The organism is Klebsiella sp. Shm-1, assembly GCF_040804525.1.
GTDB lineage: Bacteria > Pseudomonadota > Gammaproteobacteria > Enterobacterales > Enterobacteriaceae > Klebsiella > Klebsiella pneumoniae.
In genome coordinates, this window is record NZ_CP161823.1 from 3,949,946 (window position 1) to 3,967,438 (window position 17,493).

General features: G+C 56.3%; 18 protein-coding genes. 6 read left to right on the forward strand and 12 right to left on the reverse strand.

Annotated features, from left to right (window positions below; translation table 11 throughout):
- The first annotated feature begins 50 nt into the window (after window positions 1-50).
- Complete coding sequence (gene maa, locus AB1E37_RS19405; protein WP_002892030.1) at window positions 51-617, forward strand: maltose O-acetyltransferase; 567 nt, start codon at window positions 51-53, stop codon at window positions 615-617.
- Here the strand turns inward: maa and AB1E37_RS19410 are convergent.
- The gene (locus AB1E37_RS19410) at window positions 589-729 is read right to left on the reverse strand and encodes a hypothetical protein (protein WP_004147370.1); all 141 of its coding nucleotides are present in this window, start codon (window positions 727-729) and stop codon (window positions 589-591) included. The genes maa and AB1E37_RS19410 overlap by 29 nt on opposite strands.
- A 20-nt stretch (window positions 730-749) precedes the next feature.
- Here AB1E37_RS19410 and AB1E37_RS19415 point away from each other — a divergent pair, with 20 nt between their 5' ends.
- Window positions 750-1,220, forward strand: coding sequence for a YlaC family protein (locus AB1E37_RS19415; protein ID WP_002892026.1), 471 nt, complete (start codon window positions 750-752; stop codon window positions 1,218-1,220).
- On the opposite strand, the gene AB1E37_RS19420 is transcribed toward AB1E37_RS19415, so the two are convergent.
- Window positions 1,195-2,646: a PLP-dependent aminotransferase family protein gene (locus AB1E37_RS19420; RefSeq protein ID WP_032436946.1), complete on the reverse strand. Its 1,452-nt coding sequence runs from the start codon at window positions 2,644-2,646 to the stop codon at window positions 1,195-1,197. The two genes, AB1E37_RS19415 and AB1E37_RS19420, sit on opposite strands and share 26 nt — an antisense overlap.
- Window positions 2,647-2,746: 100 nt before the next feature.
- On the opposite strand from AB1E37_RS19420, the gene AB1E37_RS19425 reads away from it, so the two are divergent.
- A complete protein-coding gene (locus AB1E37_RS19425; RefSeq protein WP_002892021.1) occupies window positions 2,747-3,445 on the forward strand; it encodes a GNAT family N-acetyltransferase in 699 nt (232 codons plus the stop codon).
- On the opposite strand, the gene ykgO is transcribed toward AB1E37_RS19425, so the two are convergent.
- The 3 genes from ykgO to AB1E37_RS19440 all read right to left on the reverse strand — a co-directional run bounded on the left by ykgO (window position 3,442) and on the right by AB1E37_RS19440 (window position 5,031).
- Window positions 3,442-3,582, reverse strand: a complete 141-nt coding sequence (ykgO, locus tag AB1E37_RS19430) for a type B 50S ribosomal protein L36 (RefSeq protein ID WP_002892018.1) — start codon at window positions 3,580-3,582, stop codon at window positions 3,442-3,444. The two genes, AB1E37_RS19425 and ykgO, sit on opposite strands and share 4 nt — an antisense overlap.
- A complete protein-coding gene (locus tag AB1E37_RS19435) occupies window positions 3,582-3,845 on the reverse strand; it encodes a type B 50S ribosomal protein L31 (RefSeq protein WP_002892011.1) in 264 nt (87 codons plus the stop codon). The genes ykgO and AB1E37_RS19435 overlap by 1 nt, the downstream gene beginning before the upstream one ends.
- A 115-nt stretch (window positions 3,846-3,960) precedes the next feature.
- A complete protein-coding gene (locus tag AB1E37_RS19440; protein ID WP_032447380.1) occupies window positions 3,961-5,031 on the reverse strand; it encodes a LacI family DNA-binding transcriptional regulator in 1,071 nt (356 codons plus the stop codon).
- Window positions 5,032-5,301: 270 nt separating this feature from the next.
- Here AB1E37_RS19440 and AB1E37_RS19445 point away from each other — a divergent pair, with 270 nt between their 5' ends.
- On the forward strand, window positions 5,302-6,573 hold the full coding sequence (locus AB1E37_RS19445) for a maltoporin (protein WP_004177240.1): 1,272 nt from the start codon (window positions 5,302-5,304) through the stop codon (window positions 6,571-6,573).
- Window positions 6,574-6,709: 136 nt separating this feature from the next.
- On the opposite strand, the gene AB1E37_RS19450 is transcribed toward AB1E37_RS19445, so the two are convergent.
- The 6 genes from AB1E37_RS19450 to AB1E37_RS19475 form a co-directional block, all read right to left on the reverse strand.
- On the reverse strand, window positions 6,710-7,024 hold the full coding sequence (locus tag AB1E37_RS19450) for a glucose PTS transporter subunit EIIB (protein ID WP_002892003.1): 315 nt from the start codon (window positions 7,022-7,024) through the stop codon (window positions 6,710-6,712).
- Between the two features lie 64 nt (window positions 7,025-7,088).
- Window positions 7,089-9,146 (reverse strand): beta-galactosidase, encoded by a 2,058-nt coding sequence (locus AB1E37_RS19455; RefSeq protein ID WP_002892001.1) that lies wholly within the window; start codon window positions 9,144-9,146, stop codon window positions 7,089-7,091.
- A gap of 31 nt (window positions 9,147-9,177) precedes the next feature.
- Window positions 9,178-10,380, reverse strand: a complete 1,203-nt coding sequence (locus AB1E37_RS19460) for an arabinogalactan endo-beta-1,4-galactanase (RefSeq protein ID WP_009307952.1) — start codon at window positions 10,378-10,380, stop codon at window positions 9,178-9,180.
- A gap of 4 nt (window positions 10,381-10,384) precedes the next feature.
- Window positions 10,385-11,236: a sugar ABC transporter permease gene (locus tag AB1E37_RS19465; protein ID WP_000079398.1), complete on the reverse strand. Its 852-nt coding sequence runs from the start codon at window positions 11,234-11,236 to the stop codon at window positions 10,385-10,387.
- 10 nt (window positions 11,237-11,246) lie between these two features.
- Entirely contained in the window at window positions 11,247-12,554 is a 1,308-nt protein-coding gene (locus tag AB1E37_RS19470) for a carbohydrate ABC transporter permease (protein WP_004177243.1), read from the reverse strand.
- A 62-nt stretch (window positions 12,555-12,616) separates the two neighbouring features.
- Complete coding sequence (locus AB1E37_RS19475; RefSeq protein WP_002891991.1) at window positions 12,617-13,849, reverse strand: maltodextrin ABC transporter substrate-binding protein; 1,233 nt, start codon at window positions 13,847-13,849, stop codon at window positions 12,617-12,619.
- A 356-nt stretch (window positions 13,850-14,205) separates the two neighbouring features.
- Here AB1E37_RS19475 and AB1E37_RS19480 point away from each other — a divergent pair, with 356 nt between their 5' ends.
- Entirely contained in the window at window positions 14,206-15,315 is a 1,110-nt protein-coding gene (locus AB1E37_RS19480) for an ABC transporter ATP-binding protein (protein ID WP_004213738.1), read from the forward strand.
- 233 nt (window positions 15,316-15,548) lie between these two features.
- Window positions 15,549-17,108, forward strand: coding sequence for an EAL domain-containing protein (locus tag AB1E37_RS19485; RefSeq protein WP_009307950.1), 1,560 nt, complete (start codon window positions 15,549-15,551; stop codon window positions 17,106-17,108).
- A 34-nt stretch (window positions 17,109-17,142) separates the two neighbouring features.
- Here AB1E37_RS19485 and AB1E37_RS19490 read toward each other — a convergent pair whose 3' ends face one another.
- Entirely contained in the window at window positions 17,143-17,415 is a 273-nt protein-coding gene (locus AB1E37_RS19490) for a metal/formaldehyde-sensitive transcriptional repressor (protein ID WP_002891985.1), read from the reverse strand.
- Window positions 17,416-17,493: the final 78 nt, after the last annotated feature.

Consider the following 17,493-nt stretch of genomic DNA (forward strand, 5'->3'; position numbering starts at 1 on the left):
TTCTTTTTTATACTGCTACGGCCATCAACAGTCAGGTATAAGGAAGACCCATGAGTGAAGAAAAACGCAAAATGATCGCCGGTGAGCTCTATTTATCTGGCGACCCAACGCTTCGCGCCGATCGCCTGCGCGCCAGACAGTTGTTGCACCGTTATAATCATTCCGCCCCGGATGACCAGGAACAACGTCAGCATATTCTGGCCGAGCTGTTCGCTCGCGCCGGCGATGCGTATATCGAGCCAAGCTTTCGCTGCGACTATGGTTATAATATTTTTCTCGGCGCCGGTTTTTACGCCAATTTTGACTGCGTGATGCTCGACGTCTGCCCTATCCATATTGGCGATAACTGTATGCTGGCGCCAGGCGTCCATATTTATACTGCCACTCATCCGCTGGACGCCGATGCGCGTAATAGCGGCCAGGAATACGGCAAGCCGGTAACTATTGGCCACAATGTGTGGATTGGGGGTCGGGCAGTGATCAATCCCGGCGTGACCATTGGCGATAATGCGGTCATTGCGTCCGGCGCGGTGGTCACCAAAGACGTCCCTGCCTGTACCGTCGTCGGCGGTAACCCGGCGCAGATCATTAAGCGCCTTCCGCCGACAAATCCGTAACTGTTATGCTTTTCTGTAACTGATCTGTTACTTTCTCCGCAGAATATTGCAACATAAAATAGCCTTCAGGCTGAGCCTGCCGCGCCTGGTCCGCCGGGCGCGGCAGGCTCATTGCAGAATTCGAGGACCAAGATGACAGAAATACAACGCCTGCTGATTCACACCATTGACGAACTCAACGTCCAGGAAAAACGCGATAATCGCCCGCGTTTTAGCATCAGTTTTATCCGCAACCATCCGGGACTGTTTGTTGCCATGTATGCCGCGTTTCTGGCGACGCTGGTGGTCATGCTGCGCTCTGAAACGCTGGTAGACTCGGTCTGGTTGCTGGTGGTGCTGTTCATTCTGTTCAACGCCTTTTTCTTCTTTGACGTCTATCCACGCTATCGCTACGAGGATATCGATGTCCTCGACTTTCGCGTGTGCTACAACGGGGAATGGTACAACACCCGCTTTGTCCCCCGGCAGCTGATCGACCGTATCCTGCAGTCGCCAGACGTCGATAGCGAGCAGAAGGCGCAGCTCAAAAAGATGGTCGCCACCAAAGGCGAGCTCTCCTTCTACGATGTCTTTACCCTCACGCGCGCCGGTGCTGCGCAATAAGGCGATTTAGGGTCCGCAGCGCCGGGAGATAGCGAGAAGCAGAGGTATTGCCATACCCAAGCACCAGTCCGCTCCGCGCTCGCTGCGGGTCGAGATAGAAATGACTTAACGCGGCGGGCGCCAGCTGAAACTGGCGCGCCTGCTGCGCAAGCGTCCGGTCATTAACGCCCTCCATCGCCACCGTCAGGTGCATCCCCCCTCCCCCGCCGAGAACGTCGCACGGCACGGTTATCTCTTGCGCCAGCGCCTCGCGCAGCTGTTGCTGACGTTTACGGTACAGGCGGCGCATCGCTGCCAGATGGCGCGCATAGTGTCCCTTCTCGATAAAGCTGGCCAGCGCCCGCTGTTCAGCACGGTGTCCCCCGCGCAGCAGCGCGCCAATGGCGTCCTGAGCAGCATCCGCCAGCGCGGGCGGCATAACCATAAAACCGATACGCAACGCCGGAAACAGCGTTTTGCTGAAGGTGCCGAGATAGACCACCGGGGCATCAGGCACCATTCCCAGCATCGCCGGGATCGGTTCTCCGCTATGGCGAAACTCGCTGTCGTAGTCATCCTCCACAATCCACGCCCCGTGCCGGCGGGCATATTCCACGAGCGCCAGACGGCGCCCGGCGCTCATGATGCTCCCACAGGGATACTGGTGTGAAGGAGAGGTGAAAATGAGCCGGGGCGGCTCCGCGACGCCGTTGGCAATACACATCCCTTCATCGTCGACAGCCATTCCTCTGACCCGCAGCCCCGCCCGCTGGAAGCCACTCCTCGCCCCCAGGTACCCCGGTTCTTCCAGCCACACGCTGTCGCCCGGGTTGGTCAGTAGCGAGGCGCATAAGTTGACGCCTTCCAGCGCGCCTTCGGTAATGACGATCTGCCGGATATCGCACCGGATGCCCCGGGAGAGCGCCAGATGACGAGCGATAGCCTCTCGCAGCAAAGGATCGCCCGCGGCTTCGCCATAACCCAGCAGCGCGCTACCATCTTCGCGTAGCACGTTATCCATCAGTCGCCGCCACAGCGGCAGCGGGAAATAGTTTACCGCCGGCATGCCTGGCGTAAATGCCAGCGTCGGTGAGTCGCGGCGCATCGCGGCTGGCAGCCTTTGCAGCCGCTCAGGCAGCACGACGGGCGGCATCTGACCCGCCTCCTGGCGGCAGGAGGCGAGTGGTGCCACCTGCGTTCCCTGACGGCTCCGTGTCAGGTATCCCTCCAGCGCCAGCTGTTCCAGTGCGGCATTGACCGTATTCCGCGACAGGTGTAGCCGTTCGGCCATCACCCGCGATCCGGGTAAACGGCTGCGGGCCGTCAGGGTTCCCTGCAGGATAGCGTCACGTAAGGTGTGGTAAAGGGCGCGCTGTAAGGTTTCGACCGTGCGGTTCCGCATCCCCTGCGTCAACAGCGTAAAAAACCCCTCGTCCGGTATATTCATTTTGCCTCCTCGTGGCCCCATAAAAACATACTCTAATGGCACTTTTTATGGAACCAGCGAGCGCGTACGCTGCCTGTAAATCCCCAATAAGGAAACCGCAATGTGCGAATATAATCAGTTTGGCCAGGCGCTCGGCGTCGCGCTGCCTGACTGGCAGCCGCGCCCCTGGCCGACACGACAGGTATTACAGGGCAGCCGTTGTCGACTCGAACCGCTGACTCTTGCTCATGCCAGCGATCTGTTCGCCGCTCACCAGCTGGCGCCAGACGCCCGCAGCTGGACGTGGCTGCTGCGTGAACCTGAGAGCAACCTTGCAGAATTCAGTGCCTGGGTGGAGCAGGTCGCCACGCTGGCAGACCCGATTCATTTTGCCGTCGTTGACCAGCAGCGAGGGAAAGCGGTCGGCTCGCTGGCGTTAATGCGTATCGATATCGCTCACGGTGTGGTAGAGGTGGGGCATGTGCATTTTTCACCGTTACTGAGCCGAACGGCCATGGCCACCGAAGCGCACTGGCTGTTGATGCAGTATGTCTTTGATACGCTCGGCTACCGTCGCTATGAATGGAAATGCAACAGTCTTAATATCCCATCAGCCCGGGCGGCAAGGCGGCTGGGGTTTCAGTACGAAGGACGTTTTCGCCAGGCGCTGGTGAGTAAAGGACACAACCGGGACACGGACTGGTTTTCGGTGATAGACGGCGAATGGCCGGAGCTGGATAACGCCATGCGCCAATGGCTGGCCGCCGACAATTTTACCGCCGACGGCCAACAGCGCCGCTCGCTGGAGAGTTTCCGTTAACGGCGTTTTTTGCGCCCCTGCACCGCTTTGAAGCGGGGGTTGCTCTTACAGATAACGTACAGCCGCCCTTTGCGTTTAACCAGCTGGCAATCCGGGTGGCGCTGTTTAGCGCTACGTAATGAGTTGACGACCTGCATCATGCTTTCCTTTTCGCATCAATAAAGCCGCCGAAGCGCTGGCGGAATCGGGCTGCACTGCCTTCATTGGCGAAGGTTTTTTGTTTGCCCGTGTAGTACGGATGCGATTTCGAGGAGACGTCGATCGTCACATACGGAAAAGTTTCGCCATCGAGTTCAATCACGCGATCGGTGCGGATAGTTGAGCCGACTTTAAAATACTCATTCGCGCTGGTGTCGTGAAACACCACCGTACGATAGGGAGGATGGATATGGGCTTTCATGCTGACCTCTTAATTACGTTATAACATAACATTAAGGGTACGCCGTGCTGTGACAAAGATCAACCCTGCTCAATTTAAGAGTAAGGTGATAAGGCGAGTTTCCCCGCCTTTGGCGTCAGGGTGCCAGACGGTGGGCGATGGCGCGGAGCTGTTCTGCAATGGCCTGCAGATCTTTTCCCTGCTCGATTCGGGCGCCGCTGGAATGGCGTATCACCAGGCGCGCCGGCAGAATGGATGAGGTATGAGGCGCCCCGGTGGTGCTGGCGAGGATCCGCCGCACCGCCTCTTTCCCCTGCAGGTCGAGGTCGAGCGACACGGTACTCAGCGCCGGATAGAAAAAGGAGCTTTCGTAAGTATCGTCATAGCCAATAACCGACTTCTCACCCGGCACCGCCACCTGATGCTGATGGAAGGCGCTGAGCACCCCCAGCGCCATCTGATCATTACCCACCAGCACAGCGCTGAAATTAGGCGTTTCGCGCAGCATCTGCAGCGCGCCGGCGTAGCCGCTCTGCGCATCCCAGTTGCCGTGCAGGACGGTCACCGGCTTCAGACCGTAACCATCCAGGGTCTCCAGCCAGCTTTTTAACCGGAGTTTGGCCGAGACTGAGCTGTCCGGCCCCGCCAGCAGGGCGATCTCCCGATGCCCCATCTCATAGAGATATTTGACGCTGGCCCGGGTGCCGTCCGCCGGGTTAAACGAAACGTTAAACACAGAACTGTAGGGATCAACGTCGAGAAACAGGCAGACGATATCATCGTTGTCAGCAGCGATTTTCTGCGCCTGTTCGGTCTCCAGCGGCACGTTGATAATGACTTTATCCACCCGCTGAGATTTCAGCTCATTGATGGAATCCTGGATACTTTGGTTGACGCTCTCATCGATCATCGAAATCAGAACCTGGTAACCTTCCAGGTTGGCATAGCGTTTTACCGCCGCCGCCACCTGGGAAGGCGCATGCCAGGCCAGAGAAATAGTCACCAGCCCGACCGTCTGGCTCTCCTTCCCCACCAGCTGCTGCGCCAACCGGTTTGGCACATAGCGTAAGGCCTCTATCGATTTCTCCACCTTGCGACGCGTCGCTTCGGATACATTAGCTGATTTGTTGAGTACCCTGGACACGGTCTGGTAAGAGACGCCCGCATGGCGTGCGACGTCTTCCAGAGTAGCGCTTTTAGACTTCATGGTCCGGTTCCTTATGTTGTTATCCCATGATTGTAACAGGGGCCATTTGAAAAAACGCTCACCGCCACCTCTCACTGCAAAACAATAGCGATAAAAGTATTACGTTCACAATACAACGAATTGTGAATCATCTCACCCATCGCAACAAAAACCACCGTGATTATTTGCAGTTAGTCACACAATAATCATATCTCATTTGCCTGAAGTTACATTTAGGCATTTTATGACACCAGTTATGTGAACGTAATACAAAACAATAAGAGGATAGAGATGAACACTACACTGCGCGCCCTTTCAGTCGCGTTAGCCGCTGCGCTAATCGCTCCTTCCGCGTTTGCGGCCACCGCCGCGATCCCAACGATCGATTTCCATGGCTATATGCGCGCCGGGGTTGGGGTCTCCGGCGACGGTAGCGAAGCGGAATGGCAAAAAAATAAGCTGGGCCGTTTGGGGAACGAGTCGGATACCTACGGCGAGCTGGAGCTGGGCTCTGAGGTCTATAAGAAAGATGACGTCAGCTTCTATCTCGACAGTATGGTCAGCATGGTCTCCGACGGCTCTAACGATAATGAAACCACGCTGAACGATGATGCACAGTTCGGCTTACGTCAGTTGAACCTGCAGATAAAGGGGCTGATCCCTGGCGATCCGAATGCGGTGATCTGGGGCGGTAAACGTTACTACCAGCGCCATGATCTGCATATCATCGATACCAAATACTGGAACATTTCCGGCTCCGGAGCCGGGGTGGAAAACTACACCCTCGGCCCGGGCGCCGTCTCGCTGGCCTGGATCCGCGGCGATGCCAACGATGTTGACTATCGCGTCGATGGCGACAGCAACGTCAATATCAACTATATCGATTTACGCTACGCGGGCTGGAAGCCATGGGCGGGCTCGTGGACCGAATTCGGTATCGACTACGCGATGCCAAACACCACCAAAAAACAGGATAGCTACGGCGGACTGTACGATGCTGACAACGGCGTCATGCTGACCGGTGAAATCAGTCAGGATATGCTGGGCGGCTATAACAAAACCGTGCTGCAGTACGCCAACAAAGGCCTGGCGCAGAACATGGTCTCCCAGGGCGGCGGCTGGTACGATATGTGGAACTACGTGAACGACGCCACCGGTTATCGCGTGATTAACACCGGCCTGATCCCGATTACAGAGAAGTTTTCTATCAACCACGTTCTGACCTGGGGCTCGGCGGATGACATTACCGACTATACCGACAAAACGCGGATGCTGTCGCTGGTCGCCCGCGGGCAGTACCAGTTCACCGACTACGTGCGCCTGATTGGCGAAGTCGGCGGTTTCTATCAGAAAGACAGCTACAACAATGGCACCAGCTACAAACAGGCCGGTGAGAAATACACCATTGCGTTGGGCCTGGCGGACGGGCCAGACTTTATGTCACGTCCGGAATTACGCATTTTTGCTTCATATTTGAATGATTCCGAAGATGGTAAACCGTTTGAAGACCAGACGGCGAATAATACCTGGAATTTCGGCGTGCAGGTTGAGGCCTGGTGGTAATTGCGCACGGCTAAGACTCATACGTTATTTTTATCTCCTGCTGTAAGACTGTTAATTATCTTCCGGTAAACTTTATTGCCACTGCTGTCTTTGTCTTATTTTCGGGATAACCTGCTTTCAGGTTATCCCGTTTTATTTATTTCCGGGCGGCAAAATGTTCATCCAGAAGCTGACGCAGCGCATCGGACTGTTTACCGAAAATAGCATGCACCTGCTGACCAAGAATAATAACCCCCAGCGCGCCCTGCTGCTGTAATGCTTCGGAGTCCACGGCCGCAAGATGGCGAACGCTAACCCGCAGACGGGTAATACAGGCGTCCACTTGCGTAATATTCGCTTCGCCACCAAAGGCCTGAATCAGCGCCTCGATTTGCTGTTTTTCCGCCTCGCTTAATGGCTGTGCCGGACGCGCTGGGGAGAAATAGTGCAGGAAGGATTTTAAACTCACCATAATAAACTCCAGGTTTAAGATAAAAAAAAGCCTGCTCGTCAGAGCAGGCGTGGAGAAGAAGAAATTACGCGTGACGACGGAGAATACGGCAATCCCATGCCGACAGGGTCAGTGGAGCCGATACCGCCGCGTCGGTCAGGCAATCCCGATACCCTTGCGGCAGGGTCAGGGTATGGTTTTGCGCGCTGTAGTTCTGCAGGAAGATAAATGCGTTGTCACCGTCGGTGCGCGCAGTCGCCACCACGCCGGGTGGTAACTCCGTCGCTATCGCCCGCGGCAGGGCCAGCTCCTTGCTCAGGGCGGTAAAGAAATCGCGCTGGAAGGCTAAATCGTTGCGGGAGGCCACATGCCAGGCTTTGCCTTTCCCGAACGCGTTCACCGTCACAGCCGGCCGTCCGGCATAAAAATCATCCCGGTAGGTGGCCAGCGCCTGGGCGCTCTCGATATGGATCAGTTCGCAGAGATGGCGCACCTGATAAGGGCCCTGCAGACCGCACTGATTCCCGGCAAGCCCCTGCACCAGATTAAACTCGCCGTCATTCAGGCAGTCGATCTCTTCCGCCCAGATCCCCAGCAGATTGCGCAGCGGGCCCGGGAAGCCGCCGAGATAGCAGAGATCGGACTCATTGACGATACCGGTCCAGTAGGTGGTCACCAGGTGGCCGCCGTTGGCGACAAACGCCTCCGCCCGACCGGCAAAGCCGTCGCGCACCATATATAACATCGGGGCAATCACTAACTGATACGGCGTTAAATCGACATCGGCGTCAATCACATCGACGGCGATGCCCTGCTCCCAGAACGGGCGGTAGTGCTCGTTGACCGTCTTCTCATATTCCATCCCAAGATTACGCGGCCCCTGGGCGTCATCCAGCGCCCAGCGGTTCTGCTGGTCGAAGATAATCGCTACTTTCGCCTCGGTGCGACAGCCCCTCACCTCCGGCAGCTTGCTGAGAATCTCGCCGAGCTGGCAGACTTCGCGGCCAATGCGGGTATCAATATGTCCGACGTGGTCGACCACTGCGCCGTGAAATTTCTCAACCGAACCGCGGCTTTTCCGCCACTGGAAATACTGCACCGAGTCGGCGCCATGCGCCACCGCCTGTAGCGAGGAAAGAATATGCATTCCCGGCTTCTTCAGTTTGCTGGTCGGCTGCCAGTTGGTGGCGCCCGGGGTGGACTCCATCAGCACAAACGGTTTGCCGCCCTTCAGGCTGCGCATCATGTCGTGATACATCGCGGTGTAACAGGCCAGCGCGGTTTCGTCTTTATCGCGGTGCCACATCGGATAGCTGTCCCAGGAGATGAAATCCAGCGCCTCCGCCAGCTGCCAGTAGTCGTAATCGTAGAAATACTCCATAAAGTTGGTAGTCACCGGCAGGGAAGCATTCGCCGCCTTCAGCGGAGCAATTTCATGGCGGCAGAAATCGGTCACCTGAGCGGTGTTAAAGCGATGCCAGTCAAGATTGAGACCGTGGATCGACATCTCGCCCTGCGGCGCAGGCGATTCAATCTGCGACCAGTCAGTATAGGTATGACTCCAGAAGGTGCTCCACCAGGCCTGGTTGAGGTTCTCCAGGGTCTGGTAACGCGCCTTCAGCCAGTCGCGAAAACGGTTCTGGCAGAGATCGCAATGGCATTCACCGCCATATTCGTTGGAAATATGCCAGCCCAGCACCGCCGGGTGTGAGGAATAACGTTCTGCCAGCAGGGTATTGATTTGCAGGGTTTTCTCGCGATAGACCGGTGACGACATACAGTGGTTGTGACGGCCGCCGTGCAGGGCCGGCACCCGATCGCGCCCCACCCGCAGAACCTGCGGATAGCGCTGCGACATCCACGCCGGACGCGCGCCGCTCGGCGTGGCCAGAAAGACATGAATGCCGGCGGCATACAGTTTATCGAGGATAATATCCAGCCAGGCGAAATTAAATACCCCTTCGCGTGGCTCCAGTTTCGCCCAGCTAAATATTCCCACCGACATCACATTGCATTTTGCCTGCTGCATCATGGCAATGTCTTTATCAATAATATCGGGGTCATTCTCCCATTGCTCCGGATTATAATCCGCGCCATGCAGCAGCGTACTAACCTTCGGATGTAAAGGTGCAAATTTATTCATAATAAACTTCCTGAAAAAGACGACAAAAAAATTAATTAAAAACTTTTACCGACGGCAATACTTTTCCCTGGCAATCAAATAGCGCCTGATTTTCACGTGCATTACCCTCTTTCCACTCGTCGTGGATATATTTCATCCCCGCCGGGGTGGCCCAGGTATTTCCCGGCACGGCAATCCATGTAGGCTCCCAATAGAAAATACCTTTGCCACGCTGGTCTGGCACATCAACCACCGCCTGCATTAAATCGTGAATATAGTTATATTGCCCCTGTACGCTGGCGGGATATCCCCCATCCTTTTCCTCTTTCGCCTGGAAACTATTTTCCGCGTTATCGCAGTTGGCCAGGGTATAGGCATAGGCCGCCTCGACGACGATGACGTCTTTGTTATAGCGTTTGCTGATGTCATCCATATTGGCCTTCAGGGCGCTGATCGGGCCATTCCAGTAGGTGTACATCGACAGACCAATCACGTCATACGGTACATGGCGCTTGTCGATCTCATCAAACCACCAGCGGAAGGTATCGTTCTTGGTCCCTTCGGCCAGATGCAGCATGATTTTCACCTGCTCGCCCTGGCGCAGGTTCTCCTTCAGGCCAGCGATAGCCGCGTTCAGCAGGCCAGCCAGCCGGTCGAACTCTCCGCCGCCCTGCCCCCAGCTTTTCCCTTCCGGCCACAGGATGCCGCCGTTGATTTCGTTGCCGATCTGCACCATATCCGGCAGCACGCCCGCCTGCTTAAAGCGGGCGATGGTATCGCGGGTATAGTCATGAATCGCCGTTTTCAGCTGCGGGTAATCCATCTTTTCCCAGGCTTTCGGCTTGAACTGCTTGCCGGGATCGGTCCAGAAATCGCTGTAGTGAAAATCAAGCAGCAGCTTCATCCCCTGGGCTTTCGCCCGTTTCGCCAGCGCCAGGGTGGTGGCCAGATCATTGTTACCCCCGCCATAGTCCTCGCTGCTCGCCGATTGCGGATCCACCCACAGACGGAGGCGGACATAGTTGACGCCGTTCTCTTTCAGAATAGCGATCGGATCCTTGCGCTGATTATTCTGATCGTAGAACGTCGCCCCGTGCTTTTCGGCGTCCAGCAGCGTGGAGATATCCGCGCCTTTGATAAAGTCCGCCGGCATGCCCTGAAACGCGCGGGTTGCAAGCGCGTCCGCGGCCAGAGAAGAGGTGGAGAAACTGCATGCCAGACAAACCGCAAGCCATGCGGGTGTGAATCTTTTCATGTGCTTATCCTTTAGTACTGCCCGAGGTCAGGCCGGAGACGAAGTATTTTTGTAGCGCCAGGTAGAGGATCGCCACCGGTACGGCGATCAGCACCGCCCCCGCCGCGTAGGTGGTGTAGCTGGCACCCATTTTTTGCGCCACCAGGTTATACAGACCAATAGGCAGCGTGTATTTATCCGGGGTACGCAGGATGGTGCTGGAGAGGATGAAATCCCCCAGCGGACCGGTGAAAGAGAACAGCGCCACCACCGCGAGGATAGGCCTCGACAACGGCATGATGATCTCGATAAAGATGCGAAAGCTGCTGGCGCCATCCATGCGGGCGGACTCATCCAGATCTTTGGGGATCGCGTCGAGATACCCCTTCATCAGCCAGGTATTCATCGGGATCATCCCCCCGACGTAGATCAGCACCAGCGCCAAATGGCTGTTAATCAGGCCAAGCAGTTGCGACAGGACAAAGATCGCAATCAGCGCGGAAAACTGCGGGATCATCTGCAGCAGCAGGAACAGCATCAGCCCGTTCTGCCGCCCTTTAAAGCGGAAGCGGGAGAAGGCGTAAGCGGTAAAGCTGACGCTAATCAGGGTCAGCACCATGGTCAGGAAGCTGATTTTCATCGAGTTCCAGTACCAGGTGAGGTAATTCACATTGCCATTGAACAGATCGGCATAGTGCTGGAACGACACATTTTCCGGAATGATTGAGGTACTGAGCAGGCTATTGCCGGCGTTCAGCGACGCCCCGACCGTCCAGACCAGCGGATAGATAATCACCACTGAGACCAGAATAACCACCAGCCAGGTGAGAGAGAGCCGGATCCACTTTTCGCGTTTAATACTGGGTGATTGAGCCATGTTGCTTCCCTTACGCCATGTCGTCATTTTTGAAGGATTTGGTGGCGCGGAACTGCCACAGCGCCAGGCCGACGACAAAGATCGACAGCAGGATCGTGATGGTCGCCGCGATGGCGTACTGCGACGAAGACATCGTCAGCTTATAGATCCACGACACCAGAATATCCGTCCCGCCGGCGTTAGAGCCTGCCACCGCAGGGCCGCCGTTGTTGAACAGGTAAATGATATTGAAGTTATTAAAGTTGAAGGTGTACTGGGTGATGATGATCGGCGCGATCGCATACAGCACCAGCGGCAGGGTGATGGTGCGCAGACGGGTAAAGGCGCTGGCGCCGTCCATCGTCGCCGCTTCATACAGATCGTCCGGGATCGCCTGCAACACGCCGGTGGTCATGGCAAAGACAAACGGGAAGCCAAGCCAGGTCTGCATCATGATCAGCGCCGTTTTGGTCCAGAACGGATCGGTGAGCCATGCCTTCGGACTGATGCCAAAAAAGGACAGGATCGCGTTGTTGATGACCCCGAAGGAGTCGTTGAACATACCGGCAAAAACGAGAATGGTGACAAACCCCGGCACCGCCCACGGCAAAATAAAGATGGTGCGGATCAGCGGCTTAAAGCGCAGATCTTTTTGGTTCACCAGAATCGCCAACAACACGCCCACCGTACACTGCAGGGTGGTCGCCAGCAGCGTCCACACCACGGTCCACTGCAGCACATCCAGGAAAGTGGAGCGCCAGATGGAGAGGGTGAAAATATTAATAAAGTTTTTCAGCCCCACCCAGTCCACCAGCTTCGCCGGCGGGGTGTGGTACAGGTTGTAGTTGGTGAAGGCGATGGCGAAACCGAACAGAATCGGAAAGATCACCACAAACACCAGCAGAATAAAGCCCGGGGTGATCATCAGGTACGGAAAGCCGTCGCTCAGCAGCATCTGGTACTGCTTACGCACGCTGTTGAGGGCGATCCCCTCATCGCGTTTTTTGCCGTTGAGCCACGCATCCCGCAGCGAGAGAAAATAGATCAGCACGCCGAAAGCGACGATCAGCACGCTGATAATCCCCTCGGCTAACAGGAAGATAGAGTTATCCCGCGGTACCTCTTCACCCAGGGTATATAACCCCCACAACCCCTCACGCAGGAAATCATAAAAAATCCCCAGAAAGCTGCTCAGCAGCACCAGGAAGACCAGCCCTTTCAGCCACTGGCGATGATAAAACTGACCGAAACCCGGCACGATTGCCAGCAGCAGGCCGCACCATGCATGGCGCCCGGGCCCGCGTGCGTCGCTAAAATTTTCGCTGGAATGGATGCTCACACTCGACTCCTTCTACAAACGGGAGGTCCCCCTCCCGCTCGGTGACTTCACGTGACGGTGAATTACTGATTGCTGGCCTGCATCGCTTCGATCTGCATCGTGATCTGTTTCACCGCGTTATCGAGCGCGGCCTGCGGCGCCTGCTTACCGGTGAGGCTCAGTTCAAGCGCGGCGTTGGCCGGCCCCCACACTTCCCCCATCTCGGGAATGCCCGGCATCGCCACCGCTCGCGCCGACTGGATGGCGACGGCGCTGGCCTTTTGGTCGTTTTTAATCACCGGATCGTCAATCATCGCCTTCAGCGGCGGAATTTCGCCAGTGGCGACATAGCGGGCTTTCACATACTGCGGCTGGTTGATGAACTCGATAAACTGTTGCGCCAGCGCTTTGTCTTTACTCCAGGTCGATACTACATAGCCTTTGACGCCGAGGAAGGAGCTCATCGGCTTGCCGTCCGGCAGGGTCGGCAGGGGCGCCACGCCATAGTTAATGCCAGCAGCTTCATACGGCTGGAAGGCCCAGGGGCCGTTGATCACCGCCGCCGCTTTTTTCTCGGTAAACAGGGAATCGATGGCATTCAGCCCGTTATCGCCGAGGATCCCCGCCGGAAAGACCTTCTCGGCATAGAATTTTTTCAGGAAGGTGACGGCTTCGACGGCGCCGGGGGTATTGAGACCCACCTGCTGCGGGTTAAAGCCGCCGCTGTCGTTTTTAGCAAAGATATAGCCGCCCATCGGGCCAATCGCCCCCCAGCTGTAATAGATCTGGTCAAACTTGGCGAGCAGGCCGTATTTGTTCTGCTCGCGCTGGGTTTTCGAGTAGTCCAGCCAGGCCTGCAGGCTGTCCAGCGGCTTGTCGATCAGGTCCTTGTTGTAGATAAGCACCAGGGTTTCCACCGCCTTCGGGATCCCATACAGCGCGTTGTCCATGCGGAAGGCATTGATGGAGGCTGGCGTAAAGGCATCCTGTTTCGCCTGATCGACGCTGAGCGGCGAGAGTAGTCCCTGAACCACGGCGCCGCCGAGCTGGTCATTCGGGATCACCAGCACGTCCGGCCCAATGCCCGCCGGGCCGTCGAGGCGCAGTTTTTCCAGTTGCTGGGCGTAGGGCATCTCCTGGAGATTGACCTTCACGTTGTACTGCTTTTCAAAATCGCTAACCGCGGTTTTGATGCCAGCGGATTTTTTAATATCCTCCCAGACGTTGAGCTGCCCGGCGGCATGCGCCTGCAGGCTGGCGAGTTGCCCCGCCGCCAGGGTGGTAAGGATCAGTGCAGCAAGCGTGTTCTTTTTCATTATCAACCTCATGTGAAGGTATAACAATTTAATGGTTTTTATTTGATTTCCGTCTGCCAGTTAGAAAAATAAATCTTTTCGAACTGCCGTATTACGTGGAAAACATGTTCTGATGCGCTTTTGTTATACGCTACGCTTTGATCGTTGATAAAACTACCATAAGCTGCCAGTTGTGTGATCATCCTTGCAGAAATGAAACGTCCCTGTATGGCGCAAAATCCGCGGAAGTTATAGTCAGGGCATGATTTTACTGCTGTTGAACATCGTCACACCGATTTGTTACACGTAATACAAATCACACTCAACATAGCGATAAGCCAACGGCAAATAACAGCTACTCACTCCGGGGAATGTGGATGTCCAATATACGACTGAGGAATGTCACCAAAAGGTTCGGCAGCACGGTGACGCTGCACCAGGTCAATCTCGATATTGAAGATGGCGAGTTTGCCGTCTTCGTCGGCCCTTCCGGTTGTGGAAAATCGACGCTACTGCGCATGATTGCCGGGCTGGAAGAGGTCAGCGAAGGAGAAGTACTGATCGGCGATGAGGTGATGAATGATGTCGTGCCCGCCCGCCGCGGCGTGGCGATGGTCTTCCAGTCCTATGCGCTCTATCCGCACATGACGGTGGCAGAGAACATGGGCTACGGGCTGAAGGTGAATAAAGTGCCGAAAACGGAGATCCGTCGCCAGGTGGAAATGGTGGCTAAAACGCTGCAGCTCTCGCACCTGCTGGATCGTAAACCGAAGCAGCTCTCTGGCGGCCAGCGGCAGCGCGTGGCCATTGGCCGGGCGATCGTGCGTAATCCCCGGGTATTTATGTTCGATGAGCCGCTCTCTAACCTTGATGCGGAGCTGCGCGTCGATATGCGCCTGCATATTGCCCGTCTGCACCAGGAGCTGAAGACCACTATGGTGTATGTCACGCACGATCAGGTGGAGGCGATGACGCTGGCCGATAAAATCGTGGTCATGAACTACGGGAAAGTCGAACAAATGGGTTCGCCGATGGCGCTGTACTACAATCCGGTCAACAAATTCGTCGCCGGCTTTATCGGCTCGCCGAAGATGAACTTTCTGCCGGCTATCGTCAGCGACTGGCAGCCGGAACGCTTAACGGTCACCCTCGCGCAGGACCATCAGCTGGCCCTGAATATCGCCACCCAGCCGCTGAAGCCCGGCGCTGCGGTGACGCTGGGGATCCGGCCGGAGCACCTCACCCCGGAAGTCACCACCGGTACCGTGGTGGAGTTTCAATGTGAAGTGGTGGAGCGTCTGGGCAACAATACCTATCTGTTCGGCCAGTGCTACGGCCACGACAACGTCAAGGTTCTGCTGCCCGGCGACGTCCATTTCCGCCCCTGGCAGAAAATTAAGCTGGCTTTCGATGAGCGCTTCTGCATGGTGTTTGATGAGAACGACCTGCGCATCAGCGCTGATATCCCGGCGCCGGATGCACACTAGCCAACATATTGCTGTCATCTGCGCAGCGTATGCTGCGACTGAATGCCGGAACACACCCTGCCCGGCATTCACACCCTCATTTTTATTCTGCTACATCGGAATCATCCTTCTCTCCCGGCATCGCAGCCTGTTGTGATGCCGGCTTTTTCCCCAAACGACGCGTTTTCTCCCGCTGCGCCCGAATTATCTTTCGCATATACTGATGACACCCGGCGAACGATAAGGACACAGGCATGAGGACCCGGCATCTGATGGCGCTGTTTACAGGAGTGCTGATACTGGCCATCATCCTGCCCATTTCACTCAGCATCTGGCAGGCGGCGCGGCAGGCCAAAATGCAGTTCTATCGTGAACTGGATGATTATTCCAACCGTATCGTCGTTCGGACGCTGCAGGTTGCCGACCAGGCCCGGGAAGCGTTACGAGAGGCTGACGCACACACCGCCGCCTCCTGTAGCCCTGAACATCTGCTTACGCTCCGCCGTATCGCCTATACCCATCGCTACATTCAGGAAGTGCTCTGGCTGCGTGATTCCGTGCCGCAATGCTCCTCCCTGGAAGACCATAGCGTCGCGGTCACCTTCCCCCCGCCGGACCACATTGCCCCCGACGGCTATCGCACCTGGCTGACCTCAATTAACGATCTTGGCCTCGATCATCAGATGACGGCCATGGGCAGCCGGCAGCACATGGTGATGATCGACCCCGTCTCCTTTATTGATGTCGTTCCCGCCAGCGAAGAGAAGATCCATACCATGCTGTTTGGCCTGGACCACCAGAAAATGGTGATCAGCAGTCAGCCGCTGCCGGCGAAAGTCTGGCAACGCATTAAAGATCCGCATGTGGATATGCTTACTCTGGATAACACAGTCTACCGGATCCAGCGCATTCCCGAGCTGGGCTCTGGCATCGTAACCTGGTCTTCAACCTTGCCGCTGCAGCAGCGCATTCGACAGCAGCTGTTCTTCTGGCTCCCTGCCGGCATTTTCACCAGCCTGCTCGCCACCTGGCTGCTGCTGCGTCTGCTAAGGCACCTGCGCTCACCGCGCAACAGCATGCTGGACGCCCTCAATTCCGAAGCGATTCAGGTTCACTATCAGCCGATTATTTCGTTGCAGGACGGGAAAATTGCCGGGGCCGAGGCCCTGGCCCGCTGGCAGCAGCCCGATGGCACTTTTTTATCGCCGGATATCTTTATTCCCCTGGCCGAGCAGACCGGGCTCATCACGCAGCTGACGGAAGATATCGTCAGGAAAATTTTTACCGATCTCGGTCCCTGGCTGCGGCAGCGGCCGGAAGTGCACATATCCATCAACCTGTCGGTAGATGATTTACGCTCGCCCACCCTACCGACGTTGTTACACGATCAGCTGCAGCACTGGGGGATCGCTGCCGAACAGATCATCCTTGAAATCACCGAGCGCGGGTTTGTCGACCCGGAGACCACCATGCCGGTGATCGCTCACTACCGTCAGGCCGGGCATCGGATCTCGATTGATGACTTTGGCACCGGCTACTCCAGCCTGAGCTATCTGCAGAAACTGGACGTCGACACGCTGAAAATCGATAAATCTTTTGTCGATACCCTCGAGTACCGGCCGCTGACGCCGCACATTATTGAAATGGCCAAAGCGCTCAATCTGGCCACCGTCGCCGAAGGGGTGGAAACCGAAAGCCAGCGCGACTGGCTGCGCCAGCATGGCGTTCAGTACGCCCAGGGGTGGCTTTACAGCAAAGCGCTGCCAAAAGAGCAGTTCATTCTGTGGGCAGAGCATAACCTCCATGCGCATTAAGCGGCGGGTGGCTTGAGCGGAACGTCAGGGGGCGCTACTTCAGATAGGATTTAATCACCTGCATCACCGTCTCCAGATCCGCTTCGCGCTGCGTCTCGTCAGGCTCTTTCACCACATGGTCGGTAAGATGCCCCTGAATAACCTGCAGCATCATGCCGTTGACCGCGCCGCGGATCGCCGCCAGCTGCTGTAATATTTCAGCGCACTCATGCTCGCGATTAAGCATTTTCTCTAACGCGGTACTCTGCCCCTGAATTTTCTTCAGCCGGGTCAGTAACATCTTTTTGTGTCGAACTGTATGTGACATTGCACGATCCACCGTTTCATTCTGTCCGGGATTACCGACCTGCGTGGTCAGCAACGCCTGCCAGCATACCATGATCCT

Bases quoted from the DNA above. Each gene is read 5' to 3' on its own strand.
- maa (WP_002892030.1), top strand. From the start codon at position 51: ATGAGTGAAGAAAAACGCAAAATGATCGCCGGTGAGCTCTATTTATCT.
- AB1E37_RS19410 (WP_004147370.1), bottom strand. From the start codon at position 729: ATGAGCCTGCCGCGCCCGGCGGACCAGGCGCGGCAGGCTCAGCCTGAA.
- AB1E37_RS19415 (WP_002892026.1), top strand. From the start codon at position 750: ATGACAGAAATACAACGCCTGCTGATTCACACCATTGACGAACTCAAC.
- AB1E37_RS19420 (WP_032436946.1), bottom strand. From the start codon at position 2,646: ATGAATATACCGGACGAGGGGTTTTTTACGCTGTTGACGCAGGGGATG.
- AB1E37_RS19425 (WP_002892021.1), top strand. From the start codon at position 2,747: ATGTGCGAATATAATCAGTTTGGCCAGGCGCTCGGCGTCGCGCTGCCT.
- ykgO (WP_002892018.1), bottom strand. From the start codon at position 3,582: ATGCAGGTCGTCAACTCATTACGTAGCGCTAAACAGCGCCACCCGGAT.
- AB1E37_RS19435 (WP_002892011.1), bottom strand. From the start codon at position 3,845: ATGAAAGCCCATATCCATCCTCCCTATCGTACGGTGGTGTTTCACGAC.
- AB1E37_RS19440 (WP_032447380.1), bottom strand. From the start codon at position 5,031: ATGAAGTCTAAAAGCGCTACTCTGGAAGACGTCGCACGCCATGCGGGC.
- AB1E37_RS19445 (WP_004177240.1), top strand. From the start codon at position 5,302: ATGAACACTACACTGCGCGCCCTTTCAGTCGCGTTAGCCGCTGCGCTA.
- AB1E37_RS19450 (WP_002892003.1), bottom strand. From the start codon at position 7,024: ATGGTGAGTTTAAAATCCTTCCTGCACTATTTCTCCCCAGCGCGTCCG.
- AB1E37_RS19455 (WP_002892001.1), bottom strand. From the start codon at position 9,146: ATGAATAAATTTGCACCTTTACATCCGAAGGTTAGTACGCTGCTGCAT.
- AB1E37_RS19460 (WP_009307952.1), bottom strand. From the start codon at position 10,380: ATGAAAAGATTCACACCCGCATGGCTTGCGGTTTGTCTGGCATGCAGT.
- AB1E37_RS19465 (WP_000079398.1), bottom strand. From the start codon at position 11,236: ATGGCTCAATCACCCAGTATTAAACGCGAAAAGTGGATCCGGCTCTCT.
- AB1E37_RS19475 (WP_002891991.1), bottom strand. From the start codon at position 13,849: ATGAAAAAGAACACGCTTGCTGCACTGATCCTTACCACCCTGGCGGCG.
- AB1E37_RS19480 (WP_004213738.1), top strand. From the start codon at position 14,206: ATGTCCAATATACGACTGAGGAATGTCACCAAAAGGTTCGGCAGCACG.
- AB1E37_RS19485 (WP_009307950.1), top strand. From the start codon at position 15,549: ATGAGGACCCGGCATCTGATGGCGCTGTTTACAGGAGTGCTGATACTG.
- AB1E37_RS19490 (WP_002891985.1), bottom strand. From the start codon at position 17,415: ATGTCACATACAGTTCGACACAAAAAGATGTTACTGACCCGGCTGAAG.